This window comes from Actinopolymorpha cephalotaxi (genome assembly GCF_013408535.1).
GTDB lineage: Bacteria > Actinomycetota > Actinomycetes > Propionibacteriales > Actinopolymorphaceae > Actinopolymorpha > Actinopolymorpha cephalotaxi.
In genome coordinates this window covers 2,222,606-2,238,964 of record NZ_JACBZA010000001.1, presented here as the reverse complement: position 1 = coordinate 2,238,964, position 16,359 = coordinate 2,222,606, and the positions used below count along the sequence as shown (strand labels likewise).

General features: G+C 71.4%; 15 protein-coding genes and 1 tRNA gene. 9 read left to right on the top strand and 7 right to left on the bottom strand.

All coding sequences use genetic code 11. The annotated features are described in order from the left end of the window. The first annotated feature begins 181 nt into the window (after window positions 1–181). Window positions 182–508, top strand: a complete 327-nt coding sequence (locus tag FHR37_RS09950) for a hypothetical protein (protein WP_092883735.1) — start codon at window positions 182–184, stop codon at window positions 506–508. 64 nt (window positions 509–572) lie between these two features. On the opposite strand, the gene FHR37_RS09945 is transcribed toward FHR37_RS09950, so the two are convergent. Together FHR37_RS09945 and FHR37_RS09940 are read right to left on the bottom strand one after the other, a co-directional pair. Next, window positions 573–1,721: a Gfo/Idh/MocA family protein gene (locus FHR37_RS09945; protein ID WP_092883734.1), complete on the bottom strand. Its 1,149-nt coding sequence runs from the start codon at window positions 1,719–1,721 to the stop codon at window positions 573–575. A gap of 104 nt (window positions 1,722–1,825) precedes the next feature. After that, the gene (locus FHR37_RS09940) at window positions 1,826–2,872 is read right to left on the bottom strand and encodes a helix-turn-helix transcriptional regulator (protein WP_202818107.1); all 1,047 of its coding nucleotides are present in this window, start codon (window positions 2,870–2,872) and stop codon (window positions 1,826–1,828) included. 107 nt (window positions 2,873–2,979) lie between these two features. Between FHR37_RS09940 and FHR37_RS09935 the strand changes: the two genes are divergently transcribed. Continuing rightward, on the top strand, window positions 2,980–3,339 hold the full coding sequence (locus tag FHR37_RS09935) for a VOC family protein (RefSeq protein ID WP_092883733.1): 360 nt from the start codon (window positions 2,980–2,982) through the stop codon (window positions 3,337–3,339). A 35-nt stretch (window positions 3,340–3,374) separates the two neighbouring features. On the opposite strand, the gene FHR37_RS09930 is transcribed toward FHR37_RS09935, so the two are convergent. The 4 genes from FHR37_RS09930 to FHR37_RS09915 all read right to left on the bottom strand — a co-directional run bounded on the left by FHR37_RS09930 (window position 3,375) and on the right by FHR37_RS09915 (window position 5,208). After that, a tRNA-Val gene (locus tag FHR37_RS09930) sits at window positions 3,375–3,446 on the bottom strand. A gap of 68 nt (window positions 3,447–3,514) precedes the next feature. Continuing rightward, window positions 3,515–4,045, bottom strand: a complete 531-nt coding sequence (locus FHR37_RS09925) for a peroxiredoxin (RefSeq protein ID WP_237768821.1) — start codon at window positions 4,043–4,045, stop codon at window positions 3,515–3,517. Window positions 4,046–4,181: 136 nt separating this feature from the next. Next, complete coding sequence (locus FHR37_RS09920) at window positions 4,182–4,613, bottom strand: DUF3052 domain-containing protein (RefSeq protein WP_092883732.1); 432 nt, start codon at window positions 4,611–4,613, stop codon at window positions 4,182–4,184. Between the two features lie 151 nt (window positions 4,614–4,764). Beyond that, a complete protein-coding gene (locus FHR37_RS09915; protein WP_092883731.1) occupies window positions 4,765–5,208 on the bottom strand; it encodes a YjbQ family protein in 444 nt (147 codons plus the stop codon). Window positions 5,209–5,566: 358 nt separating this feature from the next. Between FHR37_RS09915 and aceE the strand changes: the two genes are divergently transcribed. Further along, the gene (aceE, locus tag FHR37_RS09910) at window positions 5,567–8,332 is read left to right on the top strand and encodes a pyruvate dehydrogenase (acetyl-transferring), homodimeric type (protein WP_092883730.1); all 2,766 of its coding nucleotides are present in this window, start codon (window positions 5,567–5,569) and stop codon (window positions 8,330–8,332) included. A 145-nt stretch (window positions 8,333–8,477) separates the two neighbouring features. Here aceE and FHR37_RS09905 read toward each other — a convergent pair whose 3' ends face one another. Next, entirely contained in the window at window positions 8,478–9,533 is a 1,056-nt protein-coding gene (locus tag FHR37_RS09905; RefSeq protein WP_202818106.1) for a PHP domain-containing protein, read from the bottom strand. A 240-nt stretch (window positions 9,534–9,773) separates the two neighbouring features. On the opposite strand from FHR37_RS09905, the gene FHR37_RS09900 reads away from it, so the two are divergent. The 6 genes from FHR37_RS09900 to FHR37_RS09875 all read left to right on the top strand — a co-directional run bounded on the left by FHR37_RS09900 (window position 9,774) and on the right by FHR37_RS09875 (window position 16,347). Next, window positions 9,774–10,946 (top strand): PucR family transcriptional regulator, encoded by a 1,173-nt coding sequence (locus tag FHR37_RS09900; protein WP_237768820.1) that lies wholly within the window; start codon window positions 9,774–9,776, stop codon window positions 10,944–10,946. 87 nt (window positions 10,947–11,033) lie between these two features. Beyond that, a complete protein-coding gene (locus FHR37_RS09895; protein ID WP_092883810.1) occupies window positions 11,034–12,218 on the top strand; it encodes an acyltransferase domain-containing protein in 1,185 nt (394 codons plus the stop codon). Continuing rightward, window positions 12,215–13,213 carry a beta-ketoacyl-ACP synthase III gene (locus FHR37_RS09890; RefSeq protein ID WP_237768819.1) on the top strand — a complete coding sequence of 333 codons (999 nt, stop codon included), beginning with the start codon at window positions 12,215–12,217 and terminating at the stop codon, window positions 13,211–13,213. Before FHR37_RS09895 ends, FHR37_RS09890 begins: the two co-directional genes overlap by 4 nt. 81 nt (window positions 13,214–13,294) lie before the next feature. Beyond that, window positions 13,295–13,540 (top strand): acyl carrier protein, encoded by a 246-nt coding sequence (locus FHR37_RS09885; protein WP_092883728.1) that lies wholly within the window; start codon window positions 13,295–13,297, stop codon window positions 13,538–13,540. A 78-nt stretch (window positions 13,541–13,618) separates the two neighbouring features. Then, window positions 13,619–14,854 carry a beta-ketoacyl-[acyl-carrier-protein] synthase family protein gene (locus FHR37_RS09880; RefSeq protein WP_092883727.1) on the top strand — a complete coding sequence of 412 codons (1,236 nt, stop codon included), beginning with the start codon at window positions 13,619–13,621 and terminating at the stop codon, window positions 14,852–14,854. Continuing rightward, window positions 14,851–16,347 carry an acyl-CoA carboxylase subunit beta gene (locus FHR37_RS09875; RefSeq protein ID WP_092883726.1) on the top strand — a complete coding sequence of 499 codons (1,497 nt, stop codon included), beginning with the start codon at window positions 14,851–14,853 and terminating at the stop codon, window positions 16,345–16,347. The genes FHR37_RS09880 and FHR37_RS09875 overlap by 4 nt, the downstream gene beginning before the upstream one ends. The last annotated feature ends 12 nt before the right edge of the window (window positions 16,348–16,359 follow it).

The following is a 16,359-nucleotide window of genomic DNA, read 5'->3' as shown; positions in this document are numbered from 1 at the left end:
GGCCGGGCGGGGACGGGACCGATTGGGCGCGTTTCATCCTGGGTAGGGCACTACGGCAGGTGCATGCCTGCAACATTTCCGTCGGCGTTGCCCCAGCCCCTGGCGATCCCGCGTCGTCGTCGACCGAACCCGTCCCACGGCGGGACCCGGCGGCGACGGAGACCTACCAGGAGCCCGGCACATGACCTCCTTGCCTCCCCTCGTCCGCGAACCCGCCACGGCCGACGAGCCCAGCGAGCCCGGTGCGCCCGACACGGCCGCATCGGCGGATTCCGCACGTCCGGAGCCCCCGCACGAACCCGGCATGGGCCCGGCAGCGCTCGCCATCCGGGTGCCCCCGTCGCCACTGGACCCGGGACGGCACCGGATGCCGCACTCGGCCGTACGCCCTCCCGCGGTGGCACTCGTCTCCGGCCTGCTCTACCTGCTCACCGCCGGGAGGCTGGCGAGGTTCCGCGCCCGCGGCGCCCGGGTCCTGGTATCCGCCGACGGCGGCGGCGCGAGCTGAGTCGCCCGCGGCACCTCGACTCGAAGACCGAGCCAGGTTCGAGCCCGGACAGCATCACGCGGCATCAGAAGGTCGTCGTCAGCTCCAGCGCGCGGCCGGCCCGGGCGGACTCGGCGACCTTCAGCATGATCTCCAGCGCGTGCCGGCCGTGTTCGGCGCTGAGCGTGGGCCGCTCCCCTGTCCGTACGCAGTCCGCGAGGTGCTCGACGACCACCGCGCGGTGCAGCAGGTCGTGCCGCGCCTGGCTCGCCCGTAGGTGTCCCCAGCCGGCCGGCCGCACCCAGCCGTCCATGCCGGGCAGCGCGTCCACGCGGTAGACCTCCAGCGGCGAGTCGCCGCCGCGGCCGTCCTCGATGTTCAGCGTTCCCCGGCGGCCGAAGATCTCGATCTTGGGGCTCCTCGCCGCCTGGACGTTGAAGGTGCCGTCGACGACCGCGAACGTCGCGCCGCCGAAGTCCAGCATGAACAACGTGTTGTCGTCGGTGGTGACGTCCACGACCGTCCCCCCGAACGGGCCGGCGCCACGCACCGTCCGGGTGGGCTCTGTGATGCCGGAGAACGCCACCACCCGCTTCGCCGGGCCGAGCAGCGCGGTGATCTCGTGGATGCCGTACACGCCCATGTCCAGCAACGGACCCGAACCCTGTTGGTAGAACCAGCTCGGGTCGGTGGGCCAGCCGTGCGGGCCGCCGCCCGGGCCGGCGTGGGAGCTGCGCACCCGGGCGAACGCCACCTTCCCGATCGCGTCCAGGTCGAGCAGCCGGCGCGCCTCCTGGTAGGTGGGGAACAACGCGTCCGGGGGCGCGCACACCACGGTCAGGTTGCCGGCGGCGGCGAGCTCGATCATCTCGTCCGCCTCGTCCATGGTGTTGGCCAGCGGCTTCTCGGTGGCCAGGTGTTTGCCGGCGCGCAGAATCGCCAGCGACGTCGCGCCGTGGAACCCGATCGGCGTCAGGTTGACCACCGCGTCCAGGTCCGCGTGCTCCAGCATCGCCTCCAGGCTGGAGTAGGCGGCGGGGACGCCGAACTCCTTGGCCACCGCCTCGGCCCGCTCGACCACCACGTCGGCGACCGCCGCGACGGTCACCTTCTCGGTGATCCACCGCATGTTCGGGAGTACGCCCACCGCGGTGGTCGCGATCATCCCCGTGCCCAGGACGCCCACCCGCAGGGGCTCCTGACCGCCTTCGGTTCTGGTGTCCGACGTCGTCATCCCCGACCTCCCCGGTCCGCGCGATCTCTCCTCGCCAACGTCGCAGACTTCTCGCGAGGGGTGGGGGCGGTGTGCCGGAGACGGCCAGCCGGGACCGCGACCAGTCAGCCGCTGTCGTTCTGGTTCTCGTTCTGGTTCCGGTGCCGCCGGGCGATCACCTCGCCCAGGTTCGCGATCAGCCGGCGGGCCTGCGGCGGGTGCACGACCTCGATGTGGTCGCTGAACTGCAGCAGCTGGCGTACTCCGTCGAGCTGGTCGTACCCGACGGTGATCCGGACGCTTTCCGGGTCGTCCGTCGCCTCGACGGACCGCAGTCTGCTGCCGAGGATCCGGCGGGCGATGTCCTCGCGGTCGGCGTCCAGCACAGCGGTGACGATCACCTCGTGCCGGTCCTCGAGTGCGGCGGCGAGGTGGCGGGTGACGTCGGCGAGGCCGGCGCCGGGGCGGAGGCGGCGGTCCTCCTCGAGCACGGTCCAGGAGGCCAGCCGGGCGAGGGCGAACATCCGCGGCCGTCGACTGACGTCGGCGACGAGGTACCAGCTTCCGCCGCGCGCGGCCACGCCGTACGGGTCGACGACGCGGTCCCGTGCGGCGCGCTCGCCACTGGACCGGTAGGAGATCCGCAACCGGCGGCCGCGCCGCAGGTCCTCGATCAGCGCCGCGAGGCCGGCGGGCTGAGGCGGCGCGAACCAGGCGGCGTGGTCGATCGCGACGACCTCGGTCAGCGCCAGCGGAAGCTCGCCCCGGCCCTGGTTCGTACGCCGGGTCCTGTGGGCCGTGAGCTTCAGGGCGGCGCTGCGGGCCGCCGCGTCGACGCCGAGCTGCCGGGCCCGGGTGACGTCCACGCCGATCACCTGCAGCACTTCGGTCTCGGTCGGGGTCAGCCGGCCGACGTCGAGGTCCTCGCCCGGAAGCAGGGTGATGCCGCCGTAGCGACCTCGCTCGGCCACGACCGGCACGTCCGCCGCGGCCAGCGCGTCCACGTCGCGCAGGATCGTCCGCCTGGAGACGCCGAACTGGCCGGCGAGCTCGTCGGCGGTCAGCTGCCTGCTCGCCCGCAGGGCGACGAGGATCGCGAGCAACCGCTGCGGCCGATCCATCCCACCGCCCATCCGGCACGCCGATCCGGCAGGCCGGTCGAATGGCGACATGGACTGTCACCTATTGGTGCGAGTCTAGCCGTACGTGCTCGCGAGCCCGAGCATCCCGATCCATTCGGAAGCAACGCGAAGTAGCCCGAACGAAGGAGGACGGCGGCATGAGCGCACCGAACCTGTTCCTGATCTACGTCACCGACGTCGAGCGATCGACCCGGTTCTACTCCGACCTGTTCGGGATCGAGCCGATCCTCACCACCCCGCGTTACGTGCCGTTCGAGGTCGCGCCCGGAGTGCTGTTCGCGCTGTGGAGTGGGCGCGCCGACACCGTGACGCCCTCCGCGCCGCGCTCGTCCGAGGTCGGCCTGATGATTCCGGCCGCCAGGGTGGAGGACACCTACACCACCTGGTCCGCCCAGGGGGTCACCGTTGTCGAGAAGCCGCACGACGAGGTGTTCGGTCGCACGTTCGTCATCGCCGACCCGGACGGCAACCTCGTCCGGGTCTCCCCACTCGACTGAGCGGTCCGAGCGGTCCGAGCGGTGAGAACGACAAGTGGGGCCGGACGGGATCGAACCGCCGACACTCGCGGTGTAAACGCGATGCTCTACCACTGAGCTACGACCCCCGGGTCGAGGCGAAAGATTACCCGGTCCGGCGATCAGGCCCGCACCAGGGCATCCCGTGACCGCGTGCCTACAGCCGCTCCAGGGCGGTGAGGTAGTCGTCGACCGCGCGGGCGTCCGGGATGGCGTTGACGACCTGCCAGCGGATCGTCCCGGTCCGGTCGATCACGAAGGTGCCGCGCAGCGCGCAGCCGCGGTCGGCGTCGAAGACGCCGTAGTCGCGGGCCACCGCGCCGTGCGGCCAGAAGTCCGACAGCAGCGGGAACGTCAGCGACTCGCGTTCGGCGAACACCCGGAGCGAGAACATCGAGTCGCAGGAGACGGCGAGCACCCGGGCGTCCAGGGACGCGAACCGCGGCTGGGCCTTCTGGAGCGCCTGCAGCTCACCGGTGCACACCCCGGTGAAGGCGAACGGGTAGAAGACCACGACGGCGTGCCCGGGCGCCCCGGCATCACCAGCGCCCCCGGTGACCCCGGTGCCCTCGGTGGCGGTCGGGTGGAGGAGGCGTACCTGCGTACCGTGCTGGTCGTTCAGCGTGAAGTCCGGCGCCCGCGTGCCGACCCCCGGCAGCCGCGGATCCTGCGTCGTGGCCGCGTCCACGGCACGTCCCTCCCGCTCCGGCCCTCTCGAGGTCCCGAAGCTCCTCGGTTACGCGTACGGCGTCCGCCGGCCGACCTACAGCCGGCGAACGCCGTCGCACGAACGAATCAGCCCGGCGAACAGCCCTGCCGGGTCCTCAGCGCTGCCGGGTCTTGGGTGTGGCCAGCCGGGTGCCGAGCCAGTCCGCCGCCACGGACTTGCTGGTCGTCGTGGACAGGCCCGCGGTGGGCGCCGACTCGGCGATGTCACTGGCCTCGACGTAGCCGTCCCGTCCGACCTTCGGTGTCAACAACCAGATGACGCCGCCGTCGGTGAGGTCGGGCTTGGTGTCGACCAGAGCGTCCACCAGATCGCCGTCGTCCTCCCGCCACCACAAGATGACCGCGTCGACCACCTCGTCGTAGTCCTCGTCCACGAGGTCGTTCCCGGTGTGCTCCTCGATCGCCCGGCGCAGGTCTTCGTCACAGTCTTCGTCCCAACCGAGCTCCTGCACCACCATGCCGGGCTGTAGGCCCAGCCGCTCTGCTGGCCCAGACTGGCCTTCGGCCTCGCCTGCGGTCGCGCTCACGAGTCCCGCCCTCCATTTCTCCGAAGTCTTCGTGTTACGTGTTGGCCGGTAGTCCAGCGTCCCGGCGCGTCGTACGCAAGTGCCCACGGAGTGTCGTACCCCGCGTCCACCCGTCGCGACTTGTCGCTCATACGGACAGTCTCGGGCAGTCTCAGCCCCGGAGCAGTGACAACCGGACCTTTCGCCGCGGATTGTCGCGGTTGGTGTCGACCAGGCACACGCGCTGCCAGGTGCCGAGCGCCAACCGACCGGCCACGACAGGAAGCGTTGCATACGGCGGAACGAACGCGGGCACCACGTGGTCGCGGCCGTGCCCGGGTGAACCGTGCCGGTGCCGCCAGCCGAAGTCCGGGGGCAGCACGGCGCCGAGCACCGCGAGCAGGTCGTCGTCGCTTCCGGAGCCGGTCTCGATCACGGCCACGCCGGCGGTCGCGTGCGGGACGAACACGTGCAGGATCCCGTCCCCACCGTCCCCGCCCCCGTCTCCGCGCTCGGCCCCCTCGAAGGCCGTCGCGAGGAACCGCTCGCACTCGTCGGTGAGGTCGTACACCACCTCGTCGGAGCCGGTGCGGACCTCCACGATCTCGCTGCGCATATCGGCCTTTCTGGGGAGGGAACGGTCCGAACGGGACAACCCGGGGTGACTGCCCACCGTCACGATGGTTTCCGGCATGGTGCCCGAGTCCGGAAACAGACCAGACACTGGTACCCGCCCGCGAGTGGGACGACGTAGGGTTGGCTCCCGGTTTCGCCCTGACGCCGCGGTGCGGGCTCGGGGTCGAGACCACGGGCCGCCACCATGGCCCGTGTCGGCGTTCGGCCCCCGGAAAGGCACGACCGGGACCGGGGACGACTCCTGTGCTCCCGCGAGAGACTATGAGAGTCAGGACGACGATGCACTACCTGGCACTACCTGGTGGGAGCACCCCCACACCCCCGAGAAAGGGATCGCCGTGGCTTCCGGAGCAGAGCGTAGGCCCATCATCACAGATGGACTTCCCACCCAGCTCCCCGACATCGATCCGGACGAGACCCGTGAATGGATCGACTCGCTCGACGCGGTGCTCGACGAGCGCGGCCAGGAGCGTGCGCGCTACCTGATGCTGCGCCTGCTGGAACGCGCGCGCGAGCGGCAGGTGGGCGTCCCCGCGTTGCGGAGCACCGACTACATCAACAGCATCCCGCCCGACCGTGAGCCGTGGTTCCCCGGCGACGAGCACGTGGAACGCCGCATCCGGGCCTACATCCGCTGGAACGCCGCGATCATGGTGTCGCGCGCCAACCGCAAGGGCCTGGAGGTCGGCGGCCACATCGCCACCTACCAGTCCGCGGCCAGCCTGTACGAGGTGGGCTTCAACCACTTCTTCCGCGGCAAGGACCACCCCGGTGGCGGCGACCAGATCTTCATCCAGGGGCACGCGTCCCCGGGCATCTACGCCCGCGCGTTCCTCGAGGGCAGGCTGAGCGAGGACCAGCTGAACGCCTTCCGCCAGGAGGTGTCGCAGGGCCCCGGCAACGGCCTGTCCAGCTACCCGCACCCGCGGCTGATGCCGAACTTCTGGGAGTTCCCCACCGTCTCGATGGGGCTCACCGCGGTCAACGCGATCTACCAGGCGAGGTTCAACCGCTACCTCCGCAACCGCGGCGTCAAGGACACCAGCAAGCAGCACGTGTGGGCGTTCCTCGGTGACGGCGAGATGAGCGAGCCGGAGTCCCTCGGCGCCATCGGTGTGGCGTCCCGGGAGGAGCTGGACAACCTCACGTTCGTCATCAACTGCAACCTCCAGCAGCTCGACGGTCCGGTACGCGGCAACGGCAAGGTGATCCAGGAGCTGGAGTCCTACTTCCGGGGCGCCGGCTGGAACGTCATCAAGGTCATCTGGGGCCGCGACTGGGACCCGCTGCTGGCCCAGGACGTCGACGGCGTGCTGGTCAACAAGATGAACACCACCCCGGACGGCCAGTTCCAGACTTTCTCGGTGGAGACCGGGGAGTACATCCGCGAGCACTTCTTCGGCGGCGACCGGCGGCTCGGCAAGATGGTCGAGGGGCTGTCCGACGACGAGCTGCGCAAGCTGTCGCGGGGCGGCCACGACTACCGCAAGGTCTACGCCGCGTTCAAGGCGGCGACCGAGCACGTCGGCCAGCCGACGGTCATCCTGGCGCACACCATCAAGGGCTGGACGATCGAGTCGCTGGAGGGCCGCAACGCGACCCACCAGATGAAGAAGCTCACCAAGGACGACGTCAAGAAGTTCCGGGACCGGCTGTATCTCCCGATCTCGGACAAGGAGATCGACGAGAACGACCTGCCGCCCTACTACCACCCGGGCAAGGACTCCGACGAGATCGCCTACATGCTCGAACGCCGCCGCCAGCTCGGCGGGCCGGCACCCGAGCGCCGGGTCAACCCCACGCCGCTGAAGCTGCCCGGCGACGCCGTGTACAGCGAGCTGCGCAAGGGATCGGGCAAGCAGCGGGTGGCCACCACGATGGCGTTCGTACGGCTGCTCAAGGACCTCATGCGCGACAAGGGCATCGGCGCGCGGTTCGTGCCGATCGCACCGGACGAGTTCCGCACGTTCGGCATGGACTCGATGTTCCCGACGGCGAAGATCTACGACCCGCACGGGCAGACGTACGAAGGTGTCGACCGCAAGCTGCTGTTGTCGTACAAGCAGTCGGAGAAGGGCCAGCTGCTGCACGAGGGCATCAGCGAGGCCGGGGCGATGGGCTCGGTGACGGCGGCGGGCACGGCGTACGCCACCCACGGCGAGCCGATGATCCCGGTCTACATCTTCTACTCGATGTTCGGGTTCCAGCGCACCGGCGACTTCATGTGGGCGCTCGGTGACCAGCTCGCCCGCGGCTTCCTGATCGGCGCCACCGCCGGGCGCACCACGCTCACCGGCGAGGGACTGCAGCACGCCGACGGGCACTCGCACCTGCTGGCCTCGACCAACCCGGCCTGTGTGGCCTACGACCCGGCGTTCGCGTTCGAGCTGTCCTACATCGTCAAGGACGCCCTGCGCCGGATGTACGGCTCCAGCGAGGAGCACCCGAACGGCGAGGACGTCTTCTACTACCTCACCGTCTACAACGAGCCGTCGGTGCAGCCGGCCGAGCCGGACGACGCCGACGTCGAGGGCATCCTGCGGGGCGTCCACCGCTACGCCGAGCACACCGGCGAGGTCGACGACCGCACGCCGCGCGCGCAGATCCTCGCCTCCGGCGTGGGCATGCCGTGGGCGCTGGACGCGCAGCGGATGCTGTCCCAGGACTGGGGCGTTGCCGCCGACGTGTGGTCGGTGACCTCGTGGAACGAGCTGCGCCGGGACGCGGTGGAGGCGGAGAAGTGGAACCTCCGCAACCCCGACGGCGAGCCGCGGGTGCCGTACGTCTCGCAGAAGCTGGCCGGTGCGGCCGGCCCGTTCGTGGCGGTCAGCGACTGGATGCGGGCGGTGCCCGACCAGATCTCGCGCTGGGTGCCCGGCGACTACACCTCGCTCGGCACCGACGGGTACGGCTTCGCCGACACCCGGCCGGCGGCGCGGAGGTTCTTCAACGTCGACGCCGCCTCGGTGGTCGTCGGCGTGCTGGCCGCGCTGGCGCGCCGCGGTGAGGTCAAGGCGTCGACCGTACGCGAGGCGGCCGACAGGTACGCCATCACCGACCCGACGGCGGTCGCCGACGTGGCCCAGGAAGGCGGCGACGCGTAGGGCCTCGCGGCTCCCGCGGTCTCCGAAAGGCTCCGACAACACGAAGGTCCCCGGCTGGTGAGCCGGGGACCTTCGTCGTTGTCGGCGCCGGTGCTGTCAACCCGGCGCTGTCAACCCGGCGCTGTCAACCTGGTGCTGTCAGCTGTCAACCCGTGCTTGACCTGGCGGCGCGGCGCCCGCGGCGTTCGCGGTTGCGGTGCAGCAGTTCGTCGGCCGGCAGCGTGTTGATCACCCGGTCGGCCGGGACCCCGCACTCCTGCGCGCGGGCGCAGCCGTAGGGCTGCCAGTCCAGCTGCCCGGGCGCGTGCGCGTCGGTGTCGATGGAGAACACACATCCCTGCTCGACCGCCTGCCGCAGCAGCCGGCGGGGTGGGTCCAGGCGTTCGGGCCGGGAGTTGATCTCGACCGCGACCCCGAACCTCCGGCAGGCCTCGAACACGATGTCGGCCTCGAACGACGACTCCGGCCGGGTCCCGCGCCCGCCGGTCACCAGCCGCCCGGTGCAGTGGCCCAGCACGGTGACCAGCGGGTTGGCGATCGCGGCCACCATCCGGGGCGTCATGTCCGCCGCCGGCATCCGCAGCTTGGAGTGCACGCTGGCCACCACCACGTCGAGGGACGCGAGCAGCTCGGGATCCTGGTCCAGCGAGCCGTCCTCGAGGATGTCCACCTCGATGCCGGTGAGGATCCGGAACGGCGCCAGCTCGGCGTTCAGGTCGCGGACGACCTCGAGCTGGCGGCGCAGCCGTTCGGCGGACAGCCCGTTGGCGACCTTCAGCCGGGGCGAGTGGTCGGTGAGCGCGACGTAGTCGTGGCCGAGGTCGCGCGCGGTGCGGGCCATCTCCTCGATCGGGCTGCCGCCGTCGGACCACTCGGAGTGGGTGTGCAGGTCGCCGCGCAGCGCCGCGCGCAGTGACTCCCCACCCGCCACCAGTGGGGCGTGCTCGCCTTCCAGCCGGGCCAGATAGTCCGCGGTCTCCCCGGCGTACGCCTCGGTGGCGACCTTCGCCGACGACGGCCCGATGCCGGCCAGCTCGGTGAGCGTTCCGTCCCCGACCCGCCGGGCGAACTCCTCCCCGGGCAGCTCGGCAAGGGTCTGCGCGGCCCTGCGGAACGCCCGCACCCGCGGGGTCTCCGCGCGCCCGCGTTCGAGCAGGAACGCGATGCGGCGCAGCTGGTCGATCGCCTCGGTCGCGGTCACCCGCTCACCCTAGCGCCGGGCGTTTCGGGCAGCGTGTGGACGAGCCGGGCAAGCCCGAGGCCGAGAAAACCGCTTGAAAGAGTGCGAACCAGCAGAACCTCAGCAGATCGGACAAAAGCCGCCGGTCAGGCTGGTTCGGCGTACGACCTCGTCGTGGTGTCCCCTGCCGGCCTGGCCGGTGCTCACCATCCGTCACCACGAGCGTGGGTGCCGGGACACGGTGCGTGGGACACTTCGCAGGTGCCGAGTCTTCACCGAAGGTCCACCGCGGGACATCTGGAGCGCGCGAGCGGGGTGCTCGCCTCCGCCACGATCGAACGCATGCAGGAACGCCTGTCGTGGTTCCGCCGGATGAACCCGCAGGACAGATCCTGGATCGGCCTGGTCGCGCAGACGTTCTTCGCGGCGTTCGTCGCGTGGTTCCGCGACCCCGGCCGGGGCCCGATCTTCACCGCGGACGTCCTGGGCACCGCGCCCCGTGAGCTGACCCGCAAGGTGACGTTGCACCAGACCGTGGAGATGATCCGGATCGGCATCGAGGTCGCCGAGGAACGCGTCGACCAGATCGTGCCGGAGGAGGACGTGGCCCGGGTGCGCGAGGCGGTCCTGCTGTACTCCCGGGAGATCGCCTTCAGCGCGGCCGAGCTGTATGCCCGGGCGGCGGAGATGCGCGGTGCGTGGGACGCCCGGCTGGAGGCGCTCATCGTGGACGCCGTTCTGCGCGGCGAGACCGACGACGCGGTGCGTTCGCGCGTGGCCGCCCTCGGCTGGTCGGAGTCCGCGCCGGTCCTGGTGGTGGTGGGCGCCACCCCGGCCGGCGACCCGGAGGCCGGCGTGGAGCTGATCCGCCGGGACGCCCGGCAGGCCAGGCTGGACGTCCTGACCGGGGTGCAGGGCGACCGGCTGATCGTCATCCTCGGCGGCGAGACCGACCCGGCGAAGACGACCGGCCGCTTCGCGGCGCACTTCGGCCCGGGCCCCGTCGTCTACGGCCCGGTGGTGACCGACCTGATGGGTGCGTCCCGGGCGGCCCGCGCGGCGATCGCGGGTTACCTCGCCGCACCGGCATGGCTGGACGCACCGCGCCCGGTCGGCGCGGAGGAACTGCTGCCCGAACGCGCGCTGTCGGCGGACGAGAATGCGCGCCGGCAACTGGTCCAGGACATCTACACCCCGCTCGCCCAGGCTGGCCCGGTGCTGCTGGAGACGCTGGCGGCGTTCTTCGAGAACGGCGGGTCGGTGGAGGCCACCTCCCGGATGCTGTTCGTGCACGCCAACACCGTGCGTTATCGGCTCCGCCGGATCACCGAGCTCAGCGGTTACTCTCCGTCGAACCCGCGCCATGCGTACACCCTCCGGATCGCACTCACTCTGGGCCGCCTGCACTCCCACCGTGGGGCGTCCGGAAACTGACTTTGTAGGGTTCCTACAGAGAAGTTCGCGAAACTTTCGTCTGCCCGGGGCACCCTTCGGAACCGTTCAGCCGTCAAGGTGGATTTCGTGCTCGTCATCGTCGCGCCTGGACAAGGGGCGCAAACGCCTGGATTCCTCGCACCGTGGCTCGAGGACCCGACTTTTGCCGACCGCATCAACTGGTTGTCCGCGGTCTGCGACACCGACCTCGCCCACTACGGCACCGACGCGGACGCCGACACCATCCGCGACACCGCAATCGCCCAGCCCCTGCTCGTCGCGTCCGGCCTCGTCGCCGCGCTCGCGCTGTTCCCCCATCCCGCCGACGCGTTCCGCACCATCGACCTCGCCGCCGGCCACAGCGTCGGTGAGATCACCGCGGCCGCGGGTGTCGGTGTGATCAGTGCCGAGCAGGCGATGGTGTTCGTCCGCGAGCGCGGCAAGGCGATGGCAGCGGCCGCGGCCGAGCACCGCTCCGGGATGATGGCCGTCCTCGGCGGCGACCCCGAGGAGGTGCTCGCCGCGATCGCCCGCCACGACCTCGTGGCCGCCAACAACAACGGCCCCGGCCAGGTGGTGGCCGCCGGAACGCTGGAGGCGCTGGAACGCTTCAGCGCCGAGCCGCCGGCCCGCACCCGCCTGGTCCCGCTGCAGGTCGCGGGCGCCTTCCACACCAACTACGTCGCCCACGCGGTCCCCCTGCTCGGCGGCTTCGCCCGGGCGATCACCACCCACGACCCGCGCACCCGGCTGCTGTCCAACCGCGACGGCCACGTCGTCCACGACGGCCGCGACGTGCTGGACCGGATCGTCAGGCAGGTGAGCTCGCCGGTGCGGTGGGACCTGTGCATGCGCACCATGGAGGACCTCGGCGTCACCGGCATGCTGGAGATGCCGCCCGCCGGCACCCTCACCGGTATCGCCCGGCGCGCCCTGCGCGGGGTGGAGACGTTCGCGCTGAAGACCCCGGACCAACTCGACGACGCGCGCGCGTTCGTGGAGAAGCACGGCGAGGGCGGCCCGCTGGAGGGCAACCCGACCTGGCGGCTGCTGGTCGCACCGGTGAAGGGCGTGTTCAGCCTGGCCGCCGAGCAGCCCGCGGGCGCCGCGCTGGCCCCGGGCGCGGTGGTGGGCAGCGTGAAGAGCCTGCGCGACGACCTGCAGGTGGCCGCGCCGCACGGCGGCACGATCGTCGAATGGCTGGTCGAGGACGGCGACCCGGTCTCCCCCGGCCAGCCGCTGGTACGCCTGCACCCGGTGAGCGCCCAGTGACCGGTGCGATCCGGACCCTCGACGGCACCCGTGACGCCGGCGTGCTCGGCGTCGGCTCGTACCGCCCGCACCGGATCGTCACCAACGCCGAGATCTGCGAGCGGATCGACTCCTCCGACGAGTGGATCCGTACCCGCTCCGGCATCGTGAGCAGGCGCTGGGCCGGCCCGGAGGAGACGGTCGCGGCGATGTCGGTCGCGGCCGCCGGGAAGGCACTGGCCGCCGCGGGGATCCGGGCCGACCAGCTCGGCTGCGTGCTCGTGGCCACGGTCTCCCACCTGTCCCAGACGCCGGCCGTGGCGCCGATCATCGCCACCGAACTCGGCGCGCAGGGCGTCGCCGCGTTCGACATCTCCGCCGCCTGCGCGGGCTTCTGCTACGGCCTCGAACTCGCCCGGTCCATGGTGAGCTCCGGCACCGCGACGTACGTCCTGGTCATCGGCGTGGAACGCCTGTCCGACCTCACCGACCCGCAGGACCGCTCCACGGCGTTCCTGTTCGGTGACGGTGCCGGTGCCGCGGTGGTCGGCCCCACCGACGAGCCGGGCATCGGCCCGGTGGTGTGGGGCTCCGACGGCGCCCAGGCGGACGCCATCCGGCAGAAGGAGAGCTGGGACGACGCCGTGTCCGACGGCGACTTCCCGCACCTCACGATGCAGGGCAACCCGGTCTTCCGGTGGGCGTCGTACGAGATGGCCAAGGTCGCCCAGCAGGCGCTGGACCGGGCCGGCGTCGACGTGCAGGACCTGGACGCGTTCATCCCCCACCAGGCCAACAACCGCATCACCGACGCGATGGTCAAGGCCCTGAAACTGCCCGGCCACGTCGTGATCGCACGGGACATCGCCGAGCAGGGCAACACCTCGGCGGCGTCCATCCCACTCGCCCTCGATCGGCTGCTGGCCGCGTCGGAGGTCAGGAGCGGCGACACCGCTCTCGTCATCGGTTTCGGAGCCGGGCTGGTGTATGCCGCCCAGGTCATCCGAATTCCCTGAAGTACCCAGCGACCCCGCCCTCGTCCCGCGCGGGCGCGGCACCTGAAAAGCGGCATCCACACGAAGAAGGAGCATCAAGGCATGGCCACTACCGAGGAAATCCGCGCCGGGCTTGCAGAGATCGTCAACGAGGTCGCAGGCATCCCGGCCGACGACGTGCAGATGGACAAGTCGTTCACCGACGACCTGGACGTCGACTCCCTGTCGATGGTCGAGGTGGTCGTCGCCGCCGAGGAGAAGTTCGGCGTCAAGATCCCCGACGACGAGGTGAAGAACCTCAAGACCGTCGGAGACGCGGTCGGCTACATCGAGCGTGCGCAGGGCTGAGGCGACGGGTGGCCGGTGGCCTTGCCGCCCCCGGCCACCCATCCCGGCGTAGGACGCGGAAACGTAAGGGAGAACCCGATGAGCAGCAAAGTTGTCGTCACCGGCCTGGGCGCCACCACGCCGCTCGGCGGTGACGTCGCCTCGACCTGGGACGGCCTGATGGCCGGACGGTCGGGCGCGAAGGCCCTGACCGCGCCGGAGTACGCCGACCTGCCGTCCCGGATCGCGGCACCCGCCGCGGTCGAGCCCGGTGAGGTGCTGAGCCGGGTCGAAGCCCGCAAGATGGACCGCTACCAGCAGTTCTCGGTGATCGCCGCCCGCGAGGCCTGGGCCGACTCGGGGCTGGAGAAGGGCGAGGTTCCCGGTGAGCGGCTGGCCGTCTCGGTCGCCTCCGGCATCGGCGGCCTGATCAGCCTGCTCGACACCTACGACGTGCTGCGCACCAAGGGCCCCCGCCACGTCACGCCGTTCACCATCCCGATGCTGATGCCCAACGGCGGCGCGGCCCTGGTGGGCCTGGAGTTCGGCGCGAAGGCCAGCGTCCAGACACCGGTGGCCGCCTGCGCGTCCGGCAACGAGGCCATCCGGCACGGACTGGACCTCATCCACTCCGGCAAGGCCGACGTCGTGGTGGTCGGTGGCGCGGAGGCGATCATCCACCCGCTGCCGATGGCGGCGTTCGGGGCGATGATGGCGCTGTCGCGGCGCAACGACGACCCCGAGCACGCCTCCCGCCCGTTCGACAAGTCCAGGGACGGTTTCCTGCTCGGTGAGGGCGCCGCGGTGATGGTGCTCGAGTCCGCGGAGCACGCCGAGCGGCGTGGCGCGCGGGTGTACGCCGAGATCGCCGGCGCCGGCGCGTCGGCCGACAGCCACCACATCGTGCAGCCGGACCCCGACGCCAAGGGCAACACCGCCGCCATGGCCGAGGCCCTCGAGAACGCGGGCATCGCGCCGCACGAGGTCACCCACATCAACGCGCACGCCACCTCCACCTCCGTCGGCGACCTGGCCGAGGCGACCGGAATCCGGGCCGTGCTCGGTGACGCGGCCGACGACGTGGTGGTGACCGCGCCCAAGGGAGCGCTCGGGCACATGCTCGGCGCGGCCGGCGTCGCCGAGTGCATCGCCACCGTGCTGTCGCTCTACCACCGGATCGTCCCGCCCACCGCCAACCTGGTGGACGTCGACGAGCGGGTGAACCTCGACATCGCGCTGGAGCCGCGCAAGCTTCCCGACGGAACGCTCACCGCCCTGAACAACTCGTTCGGGTTCGGTGGCCACAACCTCACGATCGCCGTCCGGAGCGTGTGAGCAGAAAGGACGCGACCGTCACCGAGAACCCCACCGGCGCGAACGCGGCCGGCAACCCCGCCGCCACGCCGAACCCTCCGAGCGAGCCGGACTCGCGAGGCAAGCCGCCCCGCGAGCAGGACCCGCGCCACCCGCGCAACCGGCTCGCCGCGCTGCTCGACCCGGGCAGCCTCGAACTCCTCACACCCGAGGATCGAAGCGGCATGCTCGCCGTCACCGGCACCGTCGACGGCAGCCCCGTCGTCGCCTTCTGCTCCGACCCGACCATTCAGGGCGGCGCGATGGGCCACGAGGGCTGCGACGTCGTGGTGCGGGCGTACGACCGTGCGCTGGCCGACGGCGTACCCGTCATCGGCCTGTGGCACAACGGCGGTGCCCGGCTCGCCGAGGGTGTGCTGTCCCTGCACGCGGTCGGCCTGATCTTCCACGCGATGACGCGGGCGTCCGGCCGGATCCCGCAGATCTCGGTGGTGCTCGGTCCTGCCGCCGGAGGCGCGGCGTACGGTCCGGCGCTCACCGACGTGGTGGTGCTGGGACCGGAGGGACGCATCTTCGTCACCGGCCCGGACGTCGTCCGCTCGGTCACCGGAGAGGACGTCGACATGCTCCGGCTCGGCGGACCGGAGCCGCACGGGCGAAGGTCCGGCGTCGTGCACGTCGTCACCGACTCCGAGCAGGCCGCGCTGAACGAGGGCCGCCGGCTGGCCGGTCTGCTCGGTGCGCAAGGCGAGCTTGACACCACCTCCGTGGCCGACACCGACCTGTCCGACCTGTTGCCGGACTCGCCACGCCGGGCGTACGACGTCCATCCCCTGGTCGACCACCTGCTCGACGAGGGCACCGCGCTCGAACTCCACCCGCGCTGGGCGCCCAACATCGTCACCACGCTGGGCCGGTTCGCCGGGCGCACCGTCGGCGTCATCGCCAACAACCCACTCCGGCTCGGCGGCTGCCTGGACTCCACGTCCGCGGAGAAGGCGGCACGGTTCGTGCGGATGTGCGACGCGTTCGGCGTACCCCTGGTCGTGGTCGTCGACGTGCCGGGCTACCTGCCCGGCGTCGGCCAGGAGTGGGACGGCGTGGTGCGGCGGGGCGCGAAACTGCTGCACGCGTTCGGCGAGGCCGTGGTCCCCCGGGTGACGCTGGTGACCCGAAAGGCCTACGGCGGTGCGTACATCGCGATGAACTCGCGTTCGCTCGGGGCGACGAAGGTGTTCGCCTGGCCGACCGCGGAGATCGCCGTGATGGGCTCGGTCGCGGCGGTCCGCATCCTGCACCGGCGCAGGCTGGCCGAGGTCGAGCCGGCGGTCCGCCCGCGGGTCGAGGCCGAGCTCGCCGCCGAGCACGAACAGCTCGTCGGAGGCCTCGACAAGGCGCTGGCGATCGGGGTGATCGACGAGGTGGTCGATCCCGCGCTCACGCGGAGCCGGCTGGCGACGGCACTGGCCGAGGCGCCGGCCAAGCGCGGCGCGCACGGCAACATCCCGCTCTGATCCGTCCGTGTA